13 protein-coding genes are annotated in these 14,821 nt (G+C 59.4%); 3 read left to right on the top strand and 10 right to left on the bottom strand.

Going from position 1 to position 14,821, the window contains the following annotated elements:
• Positions 1 to 87: 87 nt before the first annotated feature.
• Positions 88 to 1,416: a hypothetical protein gene (locus GGD65_RS07965; RefSeq protein WP_183234839.1), complete on the top strand. Its 1,329-nt coding sequence runs from the start codon at positions 88 to 90 to the stop codon at positions 1,414 to 1,416.
• Here GGD65_RS07965 and GGD65_RS41090 read toward each other — a convergent pair.
• Positions 1,364 to 1,756, bottom strand: coding sequence for a zincin-like metallopeptidase domain-containing protein (locus tag GGD65_RS41090; protein WP_183234838.1), 393 nt, complete (start codon positions 1,754 to 1,756; stop codon positions 1,364 to 1,366). The genes GGD65_RS07965 and GGD65_RS41090 overlap by 53 nt on opposite strands.
• On the opposite strand from GGD65_RS41090, the gene GGD65_RS07955 reads away from it, so the two are divergent.
• Positions 1,755 to 2,777 carry a hypothetical protein gene (locus GGD65_RS07955; RefSeq protein WP_183234837.1) on the top strand — a complete coding sequence of 341 codons (1,023 nt, stop codon included), beginning with the start codon at positions 1,755 to 1,757 and terminating at the stop codon, positions 2,775 to 2,777. The two genes, GGD65_RS41090 and GGD65_RS07955, sit on opposite strands and share 2 nt — an antisense overlap.
• A gap of 84 nt (positions 2,778 to 2,861) precedes the next feature.
• A complete protein-coding gene (locus GGD65_RS07950; protein ID WP_183234836.1) occupies positions 2,862 to 6,677 on the top strand; it encodes a hypothetical protein in 3,816 nt (1,271 codons plus the stop codon).
• A gap of 24 nt (positions 6,678 to 6,701) precedes the next feature.
• On the opposite strand, the gene GGD65_RS07945 is transcribed toward GGD65_RS07950, so the two are convergent.
• The 9 genes from GGD65_RS07945 to GGD65_RS07905 form a co-directional block, all read right to left on the bottom strand.
• Positions 6,702 to 7,361 carry a DUF2971 domain-containing protein gene (locus GGD65_RS07945; RefSeq protein ID WP_183234835.1) on the bottom strand — a complete coding sequence of 220 codons (660 nt, stop codon included), beginning with the start codon at positions 7,359 to 7,361 and terminating at the stop codon, positions 6,702 to 6,704.
• A gap of 68 nt (positions 7,362 to 7,429) precedes the next feature.
• Positions 7,430 to 8,137 (bottom strand): hypothetical protein, encoded by a 708-nt coding sequence (locus GGD65_RS07940; protein WP_183234834.1) that lies wholly within the window; start codon positions 8,135 to 8,137, stop codon positions 7,430 to 7,432.
• 54 nt (positions 8,138 to 8,191) lie between these two features.
• Positions 8,192 to 8,776: a hypothetical protein gene (locus tag GGD65_RS07935; RefSeq protein WP_183234833.1), complete on the bottom strand. Its 585-nt coding sequence runs from the start codon at positions 8,774 to 8,776 to the stop codon at positions 8,192 to 8,194.
• Positions 8,777 to 8,938: 162 nt separating this feature from the next.
• The gene (locus GGD65_RS07930) at positions 8,939 to 9,475 is read right to left on the bottom strand and encodes an AAA family ATPase (protein WP_183234832.1); all 537 of its coding nucleotides are present in this window, start codon (positions 9,473 to 9,475) and stop codon (positions 8,939 to 8,941) included.
• Positions 9,472 to 9,975, bottom strand: coding sequence for an ASCH domain-containing protein (locus GGD65_RS07925; RefSeq protein ID WP_183234831.1), 504 nt, complete (start codon positions 9,973 to 9,975; stop codon positions 9,472 to 9,474). Before GGD65_RS07925 ends, GGD65_RS07930 begins: the two co-directional genes overlap by 4 nt.
• Positions 9,976 to 11,247: 1,272 nt before the next feature.
• The gene (locus tag GGD65_RS07920) at positions 11,248 to 12,279 is read right to left on the bottom strand and encodes a radical SAM protein (protein WP_183234830.1); all 1,032 of its coding nucleotides are present in this window, start codon (positions 12,277 to 12,279) and stop codon (positions 11,248 to 11,250) included.
• Complete coding sequence (locus tag GGD65_RS07915; protein ID WP_183234829.1) at positions 12,276 to 12,884, bottom strand: DUF4186 family protein; 609 nt, start codon at positions 12,882 to 12,884, stop codon at positions 12,276 to 12,278. The genes GGD65_RS07920 and GGD65_RS07915 overlap by 4 nt, the downstream gene beginning before the upstream one ends.
• Positions 12,885 to 12,892: 8 nt before the next feature.
• Positions 12,893 to 14,341, bottom strand: a complete 1,449-nt coding sequence (locus GGD65_RS07910; RefSeq protein WP_246783211.1) for an XRE family transcriptional regulator — start codon at positions 14,339 to 14,341, stop codon at positions 12,893 to 12,895.
• Positions 14,338 to 14,775 carry a DUF6932 family protein gene (locus GGD65_RS07905; protein ID WP_183234828.1) on the bottom strand — a complete coding sequence of 146 codons (438 nt, stop codon included), beginning with the start codon at positions 14,773 to 14,775 and terminating at the stop codon, positions 14,338 to 14,340. Before GGD65_RS07905 ends, GGD65_RS07910 begins: the two co-directional genes overlap by 4 nt.
• Positions 14,776 to 14,821: the final 46 nt, after the last annotated feature.

The following is a 14,821-nucleotide window of genomic DNA, read 5'->3' as shown; positions in this document are numbered from 1 at the left end:
GCAATTTTGGATAGTGTGCTGCCTTCCCCAAAGTTTATAGTTTAGGTGGATACGCCTCAGGATAGAATTTCATTTCAGGACGAAACTATGCTCAATGCGCTCTTTGGTCTTAAGAAAACCAGCCTCACGTCAAACCTCAATAAGGCTTTCGCCAACTACCACGTCCAGCAGATCAAGGCTCAGCGTGCGCGCTTCTTGAGCTGGATTGAGCTCGATGTAATGGATGGGATCGAGGCGCTCGTTTCGATCGATGGCAATTCGCCCGCAGTCCCGGCGTACAAGCGGATGATGGAGCTATTCCAGGATGCAGGGCTTGGCGACTCGTCAGCCCTCCAGGCCGAGTTGCAGCAGCGCTATAAGGAGGCCGAAGCGATTGCCTTTCCGGCGAGCATCGCCTTCACTGCTCATGCACAGGCGCTATCATCCTGGACGAGGAATTTTAGCTTGGTGCAGATCGACCCCATGCGCTTGCGTGCGCTGGATATTGCCGCCCATCGTGACCTCACGTTCAAATCCTATGTGAGCAAGATCTGCGACCGGATCGGTGATGCGGTGAACGCGCCTAACACCCGCGCTTATGCGCAGGTGTTCGAACTCTACAGCGAAGCGCTGGTGTTCGAATTTCTCCGTTCGAAAGTCAAAACCGCGCGGATCGACGAGATCAAAGGTGTGCAGACGCCGGATTTCCACTGCGAGCTGGAAAGTGGAAAGCAGTTCTTTGTGGAGGTGAAGTCGCTGGATGTCGTCGATGGCGACCTGCGGCAGGATGCCATGTCGGTCGATGCGATCGATCAGGCGGTGGACCTTCACGAGCAGCTTGCCTCGGGGAAATCGATTGCGACGAGCGAGGGCGAAATCGCTCCCTACAAGAAGGCTGGGGAGACGTCGACTTACGATCCGCGTTCCCTGATCCGCGTCATCGACATCTTGCGTGAGAAGATGGTCAAGGCCTTTAAATCCGGTGGCCAATTCGCAAAGGGGCCGACCTTCGGTCTTGCGGTGGTGGATCGGCTGGGGCTCGTCGCCGGCAGGCAAGACCTTGTGCCCTACTACGCCGATGAGGATATGCCCGGAGCCTGCGGCAGCGGGGTTTTGTGGCATGCAGCGTACGGAAGGCCGGGAACGCCGATCTTTCGCCGGCCCGACTTTGAGGGCGCTCCGAATCTCGAGGGACATCTCGCTACGCACGGTGCGCTCGTCGATGTCGGACGCCCTTTCGCCGGTGTTGGGCTGATTGTGCTAGAGAGGAAGGAGGGTGATCATGCCTGGGGGCTTCAGCATAAACATGCCCCGCAGGGAGACTGGCAGACAGATGATACAACCGAAGCGCTCGCAGCGATTTGCGAAGGCTTCAACGATGAGGTCAATGCCTTGATCGGCTGGAACATGCCGGAGGTCTCCGATAGAGCGAGCTAAGGAGCCCGCTGTAACCAAGGAGATAATCCGCCGCCCGCTGGGCATGCGCCGCTGCCGTAAAGATCGCACGATTATCGCGCTTCAGAGCGGCCAGCCAATGATCGATATAGGAATCATGGTCGGACCGCAGCTCCGGCGTCAGCGCAGGCCCGACGCAGAGGATGCCGCGCCAAGCCGGCCACCAGCTCCTCCACGTGAACCCAAGCTTCAGGTTAGCTTCTGGGGCCTTAGGATCAGTGCCGAGGGGAGTGTTGCTGTTCTTCCGGCGTTGTTGATCTACTTTGCGGTGCTGGTGACTTACCGCTTCTAGGCATCCGACAAGAAACAGGTAATGGCGCATGAGTGATCGTGATTCTCTGAATTGGCTCGCTGAAGGCGAGAAGTACGCGTTGCTTGGCTTGAGCCTCAAAAGCGACGAGGCGGGATTTATGGATGAGGCGATTTCACCGGAATTGACGGTGCTGACGCGCGCGGCCTTTAAGATGCCCGCTCACTGGCGCGAGTGGCTGGGATCGATCCGGGCGGAGGAAGTTGAGGACTGCGACCTTTTCATCCTGAGCAAGCTCCGTTCGCAGCAACCGGGCGTGCTTGATGGCGAAGATCAGATCCTTCAGCAGCGGCTCTGGCAATTCTATCGCGGGCTTCTGCTGTGCAGTCCTTTCGCGACAGCGGACAAGCCTGTGATTATCACCGGCTCCCGCCAAGAGAGCGAGATCGGTGTTAGGCAAACGCAGGACCTAGAAGCGTCAGTGCCGAATGATTTCCGGCCCTATCCGGAGGTATCGCAGGCCGAGCTGCGGTCGGCTGCCGGTCTTGCCGCGCAATTGGCCAAGCTCAACGCGATGGCCAAGGGTGACAGTCACTGGCGGCTGTTTCGGGTTCTGTACCTCTATGTTCAGACCCGCACGGAGCGCGATTTGTTGGATCGTCTTCACCAATATGCGCGTTGCATCGATGGGCTGGTTCTCTCACGCCCGGGCCAGGGCAGAGCCGATTTCAAGAGCCGATCCGAACTCTTCATCGGGCCCGGTCACGACGACATGATGGGCGAAATCTATAACGACCGCAGCACCGTCGAACATTTGCATGAGGACCGGCTCCTTGAACCTTTCGACCGCGAGAAACGGCTCGGAGTTGTCAAGAAGGAAGCGGTGATCGAGTATGTGGCGCGGGAGGCGCTTGGACGGATTGTCGCTGATGATCGCCTTTGGCCGCATTTTGCCAACCGGGCGGGCATCGAGAAATTCTGGGCGCTGCCATCCGAGCAGCAGCGCCGGATTTGGGGGGCGCCTGTCGACCCGCTTGCGGCGCTGGCCGAGTTCGATCCCAAATACATCCATGACGGCCACCTCGGTAAATAGCCCCTTGCAAAGCGTTGTGGAGACCTCTCCTTGACATTCCGCATGCTATTTGACGCCCGGTGGTGCTTTTCTTAACGTCAACCCATGTTTGAAATCACACGCGACGATATCGCGGCCCTGAATGACGAGGATTTGCGGACCCTGATCGGCCTTCTTTGCGAGGCCGTGCTGCGGCGTGCAAACCTGCCTCTGTCCGGCGTGACCTATGGGGGTGACCAGAACGCGAAGGATGGCGGGCTCGATGTGCGTGTATCTCTTGCGGCCGGGACGGTGATCGAGGGCTTTATCCCATGTGCGGCGACCGGATTTCAGGTGAAGAAGCCGGATATGCCGCCCGCGGAAATCCCGAAGGAGATGAAGCCAAAGGGCGTCGTGAGGCCAGTGATCGAAGAGCTGGCGGCGGCCTCCGGTGCCTACATCATCGTCAGCTCGACCGGATCGACTGCGGATTCGGCTCTGACCAAACGGCGCGCGGCCATGGCGGAAGCCGTGAGCGGCGTGGCCAATGCAGGTAATCTCCATCTCGATTTCTATGACCGAAGCCGCATCGCTACCTGGGTCCGCGAACACGCGGGGATCATCTTGTGGGTCCGCTCCCGGATCGGAAAATCCGTTCCGGGATGGCAGGCTTTTGGCTCCTGGTCACATGTGCCCGCCGGCGCGGACAAGACTTATCTTCTGGACGAGGCGGCCCGCATCAAGACGGGGCGCAAGGATGATGGCGAAGGCCTGTCGGCGGTCGAGGGGATCGATCGCATCCGGGAGAAGCTTCGCAAACCTGGCCAAGTTGTGCGGCTGGTGGGCCTCTCGGGCGTCGGCAAGACCCGCCTCGTCGAAGCGCTATTCGATCCTGCGATCGGGGCCAACGCGCTCGATCCCTCGCTCGCCGTTTACGCCGATGCGGCGGATGAGCTTGATCCGCCGCCAAAGGGAATGGCATCCGATCTTGTTGCAAGCGAGACGCGCGCGATCCTCGTCATCGACAACTGCCCACCGGAGACACACAAGCAAGTGGCTCAGATCGCGCAAGCATCGGGCGCCGCCATCAGTGTAATTTCCATCGAGTACGATATCCAGGACGAGGCGCCGGAAGGCACGGATGTCTTTTCGCTGGAAACGTCTTCGCTCCTGCTGATCGAGAAGTTGGTTAGGGCGCGATTTTCTGAGGTCTCGCAGGTCGATGCGCGGACGATTGCCGAGTTCTCAGGCGGCAACGCGCGGATCGCGCTTGCGCTAGCTGGCACCGTCAAGAAGAGCGAGACGGTCGCCAATCTCTCCCATACCGAATTGTTCACGCGCCTCTTCCAGCAGCGCCAGGGGCAAGATGCCGGCCTGCTGCAAATCGCCGAAGCTTGTTCCCTGGTCTATTCCTTCCAAGGGGAGGCGTTGACGGGGGAGAATGCCGAGTTGCCGGTGCTTGGCGGGTTGATCGGAAGATCGGCGCAGGAAGTGTACACGGCGGCGGCCGAGTTAAAGCGGCGCGATCTTTTGCAGCAACGCCGCGAATGGCGCGCAGTTCTTCCCCACGCCATTGCCAACCGCCTGGCCGCACGGGCGCTGCAAAACATCCCCTATGCCGTGATCGAAACCACCGTCGTGAACGGGCCATCATCGCGGCTACTGAGTTCGTTCTCTCGCCGCCTTGGCTACCTTGCCGGTAGCAAGGAAGCGCAAGCGATCGTCGGGGAGTGGCTGGCGCCCGGGGGGATGCTCTCCGATGTGTTGCCACTCAATGAGACCGGGCAAGCGATATTTGAGAATGTTGCGCCCGTCCTGCCCGAGGCGACACTTTCTGCGCTTGAGAAAGTTTTCGCACGCGCAGGTGAGGACACGCTGCTGCGGGGAGGGCGTTTCATCCGGCTCATACGATCGCTGGCTTACGATGCGAACCTATTCGAGCGCGCTATCAAGCTGCTGCGCAAGTTTGGCGAGGTGCGGCAGGCCAGACGTATCGATGGGGAGGCGCAAAGGGCGTTCGCTTCCCTCTTCTACATCGTGTTCTCGGGGACCCGCGCTCCTCTGGCTATGCGGCTGAATGTGCTGGATGGGTTCCTCACGTCCGACGATGCCCTCGATCAGCATCTTGGGCTTCAGGCGTTAGAAGCGATGCTGGAAACGGACAATTTCAGGCCGTTTTCGGGCTTCGAGTTCGGTACCCGTTCGCGCGACTACGGCTATCACCCCAAGAACGGCCGGGAAGTTGGCGATTGGTTTGAAGAGGTCCTGAAGATCACCGAGCGGTTTGCGCTCGGCAATCTGCCGGTGAGCGAGCGCGTGCGCCGGGTGTTCGCCCGGCAATTTCGTGGCTTGTGGCGGGATGGTGGGCGGCTGGACGTGCTGGAGCGGCTTGCGCAGGCACTCGCCGCTGGCGGCTTCTGGCGGGATAGCTGGATCGCCGTACGTCAGGCGCGGCAATATGATGGCGAGCGGTTAGAGCCGGAATCATTGCGACGGCTTGAGGCGCTGGAAGAGTTCCTGCGCCCTAAGGATTTGGTCAACCGCGTGCGCGGGATCGTTTTAAGAACGGGCGACGGGCGTAGCCTTGACTACACCGATACGGGCTCCGGAGATACCGAGGGGCTTGAGGAGGATGCTTCGAAGGCCCTGGCCCGGGCTCAAGCATCCGTCGAGAATCTCGGCCGGGATCTTGTTGTCGATGCCGGCGCATTTGCGACCCTATTGCCTGAGCTGATTGGGGGTGGAGGAAGGCTAGGCGAATTCGGACGCGGGCTAGCGCTGGGAGCGGAAGATGCGCGGGCCACATGGCAAGCCCTCGTTGCTCAGGTGAGGTCCACCGACCGCCCGAATATCCATGTGCTGCACGGTTTTCTCAGAGGCCTGCGCGAACGGGACGCGGACTTGGTTGAAGCGTTGCTTGACGGGGCGCTGGAAGGCGAAGTGCTTGCCGAATGGTTGCCGGAGCTTCAGGCGAGTTTTCCGATCAACGAAGCCGGTGTTGCGCGCCTGCGGAAAGCGCTTGATCTTGGCCGTGCACCGATCGATCGCTTTGGTAGTCTGTCCGGTGGCGACGTTTGCGCCCTTATTCCAGGGCCGGAGTTCCGCGACTTAATCTCCGCGATTCGTGTGAAGCCCGGGGGTAGCCGCGTCGCGCTCGATATTCTTTACATGCGCCTACATTCGAACACCCACGCGGGCAAGCCGCTCTTACCGGAGATGGCCGAGGCGGGGCGCACCTTGCTCGCGCAACATATATTCGTGCCCCGATCGCACCAGGCAGAGAACGACGATCACCGGCTCGGAGACATTGCGCGAAGATGTCTGGTCGGAATGGAGGGGGCTCCTGTTGCGCAGAAGATTTGGCGCGATCTGAAGGCAGCCCTTCACGCCTCCGAACTCTATTCGTGGGAGCATGATGAACTTGTGCAGGCTCTTTTCGTGGTTCAGCCGGATGCCATGCTCGATGTGTTGGTGGAGGGCGGCGATGACGATCGAAAGGCGAGCATCGAGATCATTGATGAGATTACGCAGCAGCGGCAGAATCCGATCAATTCCGTCGCGGACGATACGCTGCTGGCGTGGTGCGAGGTCGATCCCGTTGCCCGCTATCCGTTCGCCGCTGCGATAGCTCCTTTATTCGAGAGCGGTGCCGACAAGACCCCCAAGGAGTGGCGGCCGCTGGTCAAGGCGCTGTTGGAGAAAGCACCGGAACCGGTCTCGGTCTTTCGTGGGATTGCGCATCATCTCTGGCCGATGAGTATCGAGGGTTCCATTGCGTCGGCGTTCGAGGCGCGGCTTCATCTGTTGGATAAGTTAGAAATCGGTTCCGATTCTGCGCTGTTGGCGGTTTTCCGCGAGACGCGGGACGCGCTGGCCGAAGATGTTGAGAAATGGCGCCGCTCCGAATTGAGGGAAGGCCGTGGGAGTGGACGTTTTGAATGATGGCTTCTGCAAGAGACCGATGTATCACTCCGTGAATTTCAATGACGTCAATTCGGCATGCTCAATGGTGCCGGTCGAGCGTGCGTAATAAGCCTGATAAAACCTAAAGTCCTTTCGACCCTCCTTGCGACACTTCTCCTCGATAATCTTGCAGATTTCGAGCTTTTCCTTCATCGGAGTTTTCATCCCGAAGATTATCGCTTCGAGGTCGTCGAACCGATAGGCCAGCTTGCGTGCCGGCACTTCACGAAAGTCCCAATGCTGGTTATCGATGACGAGCCGGTACTCCTCCTCGTATTGCCAATCCTTCAGTTTGCGTATGATCGCGTGATAGAAGGAATCCCAATAGCGCGCGAGCCATTCCTCGTCCGCACGGAAGATATCGTCCCCGCAGGGACTTCGATTTCCCGCAGCGTCGGAGTACCAATGCCGCCTTAGGACGGGAATGGGAAAGCGGCCGAGCGAGCGGAAGAAATCGACGGGAAGATGCTGGCTTTCGTAGGTGATCTCCCGAAGCTCCAGCGGCCGGAAATCATACAAGATGCCTTCAGCATTGATGGCGTAAGGCTGCCGCAGGGGCAGAACGGGCTTGCCACCAAACTCTGAGACGCGAAACTTCAAACAGACGGCGGTGTGATGGATGGCATAGTTGCCCCAAACGGACGAGTTACGGCAATCGCGCATGAAGCAGGCTGTGTACCATTCCGGATAGATGAGTGTTTCAGCCCGCTGCGCGAATTCATCGGGGAAGGTCAGAAAGACAAAGTTTCGATTGGATTGCTCAAAGTCGATGGTCCTGTTGTAGTAGTGGATGAAGTCAGTTGGGAGACCAGATTCCGGCGTGCGATGTAGAACGCATCGATTTGATGCTCCGTAACTGGGTGCTGCTTCTCCACTTCCTGGAACTTGACGATGGATTGCGTCGTGAGGGAGATCGCTTGCCTGAACTTCGTGACAAGAGCAGCGGAGTCCGGGATCTCGGGCTGAAGGCCCTTGCGGCTATAGGATTCCCGTATCAGATGAAGAGCGAGCATGTGAACGCTGCGAAGATGAGCTGTAAGCTCGTCGCGGCGAACCGGATGGACGCGTGCGGCAAGCGCATCGATGAAGGCTGCAACGCAAGGCTCCGCGAAAAACGCTCCAACGACTTCCTCTTCCAACGCCTTATGCGGCACGCCGTCGTTGATGTTCCCGTGATTAAAGATGGGAATATGCTCCCACCCAAGCGGTTGCTGTTCGCTGCAGAGCAAGAGCTGACCGAAAGCGTTGTCGAGGCAAAGGATATAATGCCGAAAAAAGCTCCTCCAGACGATCGCATCGCCTTTCCAGAAGATGTCCCGAAACCCTTCCATCGGGTCGTTGAGCTGTTCTGGCTTCGCAAAGTAGATTTCCTGATTCTGGAGTTCTCCCTTTTCGAGCAGCCAATACAACGGTCGAAAACGATACAAATGTTCGATCATAAATCGCGTCTCTGCGTCGAGTGAGCGAGCTCGATACCCATTGGTTAGGTTGGCCTACTTCTTCTCGATGAGGCTGATCGTGTAATTGGTCTGCTCAATGGTGTCGAACAAGCTCAATCCTGACTTCTCCAGCAGGAGTTTGAAGACGTCGTCCATGTCCTTGTAGGCGTCCATAATTGTCTGGTGGGTCAGGGCTTTCTGCCAGTTTGCTTTGAGGTTGTTGATGATGTCCTCCTGGTCGGGCGTAGCGCTCACGACCTTATTGTAGCAAATCTCTGCCGGCTTTCCGTGGGCGAGGGTGTCCCGCAGGTTCTTCATTGCTCGGAAAGAGCTTAGCGGCCGTGTCTCCCAGATAATCGGTAGCTTGAACGCGGTAAAGACCGTAGCAACCTTGCTCTCAATCGGCTCGCGCTCGACAAACCCCTTCACGCACTTCATGCCGAAGAAGTTGATGTGCGCTTCGTTTGTGAAGGCGATCGATACGGCGCAAGCAAGGTAGTCAAAGGCGATACCCTCTCGCTGACCGTCCTCGATTTTCTTTTCGATCTGCCGTTTGAACCAGTAAGCCGAATTGGCAAGGTGATTGTGAAGATAGACATCGGCCTTGCCGTCAACTTTCTTCTCGAGCGTCTTGTCCATCTTCTTGCCTCCCATTGCGCCGCCAAGCCGCTTAACCTCTTCGGCGCAGAGCATAGTCCGCGTACAAAACGGCGGTCGCCGGCTTGCGCATGTGCGTCGTCTCGTTCACGCAGCCCCAGTCTGGGATACCGAGTTCGGGCGACAATGACGTATCACAAAGCACTACTGCCAGCCGCGGACCAAGTCGAGGCAGTCAGCCACAACCCGATCGAATGGTTGGTTAGCGTCGATCACGGCGTCAGCACGTTGCGGCAGCGCATCCTGCAACTCGGTTTCGACATGATGAGTGGACGCGCGTACAAAGTCTTGGGCATCATCCCTGGATTGAACTCGGACATTGCGTGTGGTCTCGGAAGCGACGAGATACAACAGGCGCACGTCGGATGGGTTGCCCACCGCTGCGAGTCTCTCAAATATCGCGACATGCCGGATGCCATCGATCACAAAGTCTTCGCCGGCCTGAAAGCCGCCGGCCGCAAGCACGTCGCGGCAGAATGCCGCTGAATCGTCCTCGACCCGCTTTTGACCAAGATCTTGCAGTGCTTTGCGGTCGTTTGGATCGCCACCAAGTCGAGCAATCTCGCTTCGCAGGTAATCGCCAAACCCCGTTCTTCTACAGCCCAGCGCTGCGGCAACTGCCTTACTGACAGAGGACTTGCCGCTGCCGATTTGGCCTGAGAAACAGAGCAATAAACTCATGCGAAATTAAAGGTCATCTGACGGGATCGCAGGGACACCCAGCCTCGCCGGTCACGCTTATCACAGTTTACCGGCGCGATTGAAGTGGGTGCTTCGAGTTCAATCAAGGTTGCATAAAGAGCATCGGCACGAGAAGTCCAAAATTCATCGTCAGCCCGGATGCCGGCGCCAAAGCGATTTCGGATATGGTCGAGCGGCTCGTGGCCGAGGTCATAGGACCAGATACGACGCGCGAGCGCGAGGCCGCAAATCGGCCCGGCCACCTCCTTAAGGAGAATAATGTCGCCATCGTAGATCTCGCCGTAAGGCGCGCACCGATTGCGACTGAAACGGGACTCGATTGTCTTCTCGCCGGATAGGACCAGGGAAAGGAACGGCTCGGCAAAGATTGCTAGGTGGATGCCGACGCGGCTCGTCGGCCGGGCTGCGTCTGAGAGATAGGTCAGCCAGAAATGGTGGCCGTCGACCTGCTCCAGTAGTTCGTTGAGCTCCACCTCCAAGCCACACTCCGTTCCGCCGCAACTGTCGGCACTTTGCCCTCTTCTTGTGCCTCGATCGCTGCGAGGGCCCGCAGCTCGGCAGCGACTCGCTCTAGCGTCTCACGCTCGCGAATAGTGCTCCAGAGACGAGGTTGAACACCAGATCCTATCGTTTCGCCAGCGCACGATATTGCCGCCTCAAGCACAAGCTGTGGATTGCCTGTGTGAAAGATGCGATTCCCGGAAGTCCAGACGTTGGCCAGTCGACGGCGTGGATCGCGGCGGCTTACGGTTGGTAAGATATCGCCGTCAACCAGTGCTGTCAGACTTGCCTCGTCAGAGATCGCCTCGTGAGCTCTCCTTATGAATAGTCGTATGCGGCCGATGCCAACTTCGTTCCATTCGCGGCGCCGAACCGAGGACGCTGGCGGCGGCCTTGTCGGTGCGCACGTCTTTCTAAACACGACTAGGTCGCCGCGGCGCCACTGCGGCGGCGGGTAGATGCCGGCGGCAGCCAGGGCGTTACGCTCGAAGAAAGGCGTTTCATAGCCGATAGCCAGAGGCGAATGGTCTATCACAGCGAGTCCAAGCCGTCGGGCGAACCTTATGATGATATGCCTATCGGCCTCTGCACTCGGCCGCGCACGGTTGGGTGCCAGGCTGATCAGCACGACGCCTCCGGGGCGGCACGCGTGCGCAGCGGCCGAGAGCATGGGACGCACGAAATCAAAATACCAGGGTGGATCGAGAAGGACCGCGTCGGCGCTCTCGCGGGGTAGACCGCCGCTGCAGAACGCTATGGAAAGCGGAGATCCAGTAGCGCGATTGAGTGCGAGGACACGATCAGTGATGTCGTTGCTCTCGGCGAGGAAGGCTAGGCGCCGGCCGATAGGCAAGGTCAACGCCTCGACGGCAAGGCCCGGCGTTCCGAACAGGAGCAGGTCGCCTTCAACCGGCGTCAAGTCGGCCGCGCGATTGAGCAGCGAACGTGCAGCGTCAGGTGTGAACCGCCATTCGTAGTCCCATGGGTGCGGAAGCGGTAACAGGGATCGCCCCTCGGCCACCGCTGTAGCGGTGACGGCCGCTTCTCGGCGGATTGAGGCCGCAACGGCAGGATCAATTGCTTTGTCGCCTACCAGCCGATCGACCGACGCCAAGGCCTCGGTCGGGTAAACACCGGGTAGCCCCCGCAGGAGCGCCGCAAAGCAATCGCGCCATCCGTGATCGCCGCCTTGGTAACGTTATCGACCCGTGCTGCGAATTCGGCCTGCGACAAGGAGCAGTGCGAAGTGATCATGCCGGCCTCCTAAGAAGTGGCACGTCACAGATCGGCAACGCACGCAGGTCTGGAGGAAAGCGGCGCTCAAGCTCGCTGATCCAGGCCGCTATAGCTTCCTCCTGGACGACGAGGCTTCTCTCACAAGCATCGTCACGGGCGAGACGCTGTTCAACCGGTGTGAACACCTGGATCCGCAAGGGAACTACGCGGAGCGGATAGTTTGGATCAACTGCCTGCAACCGGTCGATCAAGTCCGCCACGCCGCGAGCGACGCCATCATCGTGTGGAGACGTCAACGTCACATATCCGTAGACGTCTAGCCCCAGCTCCAGCACCCGCTGAAGCACCTTGAATTGGCGGTCGTAATCCTGAGGCGCGGCGCGGGTGTTGAAAGCGAACGAGCGGCCGTCGAAGCCTTTGATGCAGCAAACGCGACCATAGTTGCGGTAGCGACGCAGAAGCGCGAGGTCGTCAGGCAGCAGAGCGTCGAAGAGATAGGTGGTGCTGAGGTTGTCGTCCGTCCAGAGATAGGTCGTTTCGGCGAGGCCCGCGTCGGTCAGCGCTCGCATCATCCAAGGCGTCCATTCGGGCACCAGGTCCGGCGATCCTCCCGAGAGGTCGATGATCCGAGGGCCGTCCGGGATTTGACGATATAGGTCGACCAATTCCGCTGCCGTGAACCACGCTGAGCGCCTGGGATCGGCTTTGAGTAACTCCTCCGGAACGAAACAGTACCAACAGCGCCATGCACAGGCAGCGTTCTGAAACACCAGCGCGGTCATCATGTCCGGAACCGGCGCAATGCCTAGCGCGCGGCAGGCTGGCGCAAGCGGTAGCGGATTTGTTGGCCAGCCCTTGGCCGTCGCCAATCGGAAATGGCGAACCCGGCCGTATCCGTTGCAATTGGCCGGAAGTGTGAGGTCGGCCTCCTGGCCTGAGCCGGCCAGGCGAGAGATCAAGACGCGGCCGCCTTCGACGTCGATCGCCCGTCCGCGGAGTCGCGCGGCGAATCGATTGGTATCGATGGGCTTGGCCGCGCTTGTCACGGATGTGGTCCCTCCGGTTCGGGCGGCAAGCCACGGGGGCGGGGCGGCACCTTCATCGGCTCGTCCGCTAGATCGGGCAGCTTCTCATCGAGGAAGAGGTCAACAAGGCTGGTGCAATAATCGAATTCCTCGGCCGTCAGAGGGCGGCCTTTCGGGATGTTATGCCAATACTGAAGGCATGTCCGGCAGCATGTCGCAGTCGCGTGCTGCGCGTAATAGATCGCATTGCCTTCGAGGGGGGTCTGGCGACCGTCGCGAGGCGGCTCGGCGACCGCCAGATATTTTCCAAGGCGGTCGCGGGCGGCGCCCTTCAGCGCGATGCGTCCCTTTCGTTGGGCGTGGCGCATTGCTTGTTCGTCAACGGGACGGTGGAAAAAGTGATGACGTATCAGCTCATGCTGAAGTGCTTCAAAGGTGTGCGCGGCATCGCCCTTGTTACGGCGGTGCAGACGCTTCCAGTCGACCAGATCTGCCCCGCACGATCGACATTTGCCGCGCTGATCAGGCGTCATCTTCTTCAGCTGCTTGAAGCAGTGCAGGTCGTTATCGCAATCGGTCGACGTGCACTTGATGTCGAGCGGCGCGGGTTTCTGAAATTCAGGCATGGAAGACCTCAATGCAGCGCCCGATCGAGCAGCTGTCGATCGAGCTCGTTGTCGATGTCATAGGGGAAGCGCTCGACGAAGACGTCGCGCGCAATCGTCCAGGGATCGCTGTTATCCACCTGCAAGTTGGCCGCCGTGCCCCACCAGTTTACGCCCTGCCAGGAGAGACGGAAGGCGAGGTAGTTGGCCAACGCACCAACGCTCACCCGATTCTTCGCCGCAATCGTTGGGACGACGCTCTTCAATCGCTCCACCGAATTACGCGCAGCTTGGACACATGCCTGCGCCAAGGTCTCGGCCTTGCCGTCAAGTACAACTTCGCCGGCGAATTGGCTGGCGGCGATCTCCTCGTTCGAGTTGCGCCGTTCGGCGGAAGTCTCGTCCGCCTCGATCACCTCTAGTGTGTCGGCTTCCGGGCGCTGGCCGGCATGAAAGAGCTCGTGCAGCAGATCGAATAGCCATCGCGTTTCGTGCTTAGACGTTTGTTTCAGTACAACCGCGTTGCGGCCGCCATAGCGCCAGCAGGCGCCATGAAAAGTACCGCGATCGCGAAGCGGTAGAACAACGACACCAAGATCCCAAGCGGTATGAAGCGCGCTTTTAAGATCGACGGTCTTGTAGGTCTCCTGAATGCGCCGATGCATGACCGCCGGATCAGTTGGGATTTCGGCCTTGGGGAGTGATCGCGCCCCCTTCAGCGCGACGACGACGAGATAGTTCGCGTAAGCAGCATAAAGGCTGGTTGTTGCCTGCGCGCGATTTGCGGGCATCTTGAACCGTGCTTCGGCCGCAGCGAAGCGCGGCGCGACCAGCGCCTGCGGACCGAAAACATTATCGCGAGTCCAGCCGAAAACGCGCTCCAGGACCGTGCCTGCTCTAGCGGTCAAGGTATAGTCGTCGTCCTCGCTAGCAACCTCGCCGCTGGCACGCGCCGCGTCGACCGACGGCAACAGCCGCGTCAACAGAAACTCGCGATCAAGTCCGACCTGACGCAACTTGCTGATGAGCCCGCCGAAGCTGTTGGGAGCTACAGGCAGGAGAATGTCGTTCGTAATGCGCACACCCAGCGCATTGGCGATCTCCCGCAGGCGCTGATAGCTGGCAGATGCGTAGCGCTCGGCCTCGTAACGCTGGATTTGCTGTTCCTTGAGCCCAAGCCGGTCGGCGAGACCCTTCTGGCTGAGTCCGCTCGCGATTCGTGCCCGGATAAGACCGTCGGCAAGTTCGTCGAACGAGTTGATCGAGATTACCGACAGGTCGGCGGACTTCAGGCGATCATATTCGGCAAGCTCAGCCTGCAGGTCAGCGAGCTGGCTCTCCATAGCCTCGCGTTCGGCCTGAAGCAGGCGCGGATGCACGTCCGCTCGCAACGGGCCTTTGGTCATCTCGCTGATGGCCTTGCGAAAACGGTCGGCCTCGCTCCGTGTGATTTTGTACTGCCGTTCGTTGGTGATCATGGCAGGCTCCCAAGGTCGATGTTGACGACGCCTTTGGGCACGCCGTTACGGTCCTTCATGAAGAAGTCGCGGTAGAGCACGCCGGGGGCGGCGAGGGACGATGCCGGAAAGAGCTCGCCTAGATATTTGGATTTCATGGCTGCTCGACCATTTGTGAAATCGAGCAGCACGGGGTCCAGACGATAGGGATCGACTCCTCGTATATCCCAGGCTCCGTCATAGTCCTCCGGCAAGTCCTTCTGTGAAATGAAGCTTCCGTCGAGCAGGACCGACCGACAGCCTGCCCCCGCGAGATTTTGCAACGCCGCCAGCAGGCCTCCGACGAGGCGGGTGCGGTGGCCATTGCAGCCGAAACGCGGCGCAACCTCGCTCCAAGGTGCGTCGTGCACCCCAGGGGGAAGGTAGCCGGTCGATGAGTCGGCATCGGGAAGCATGACCCAACGATATCGTTGGGTTGAATGTTCGTCAAGTGTTCTAGTT

This window comes from Bradyrhizobium sp. CIR18 (genome assembly GCF_014198295.1).
Classification (GTDB): domain Bacteria; phylum Pseudomonadota; class Alphaproteobacteria; order Rhizobiales; family Xanthobacteraceae; genus Bradyrhizobium.
The sequence above is the reverse complement of the archived record's forward strand: the minus strand, read 5'-3'. Positions and strand labels throughout refer to the sequence as shown.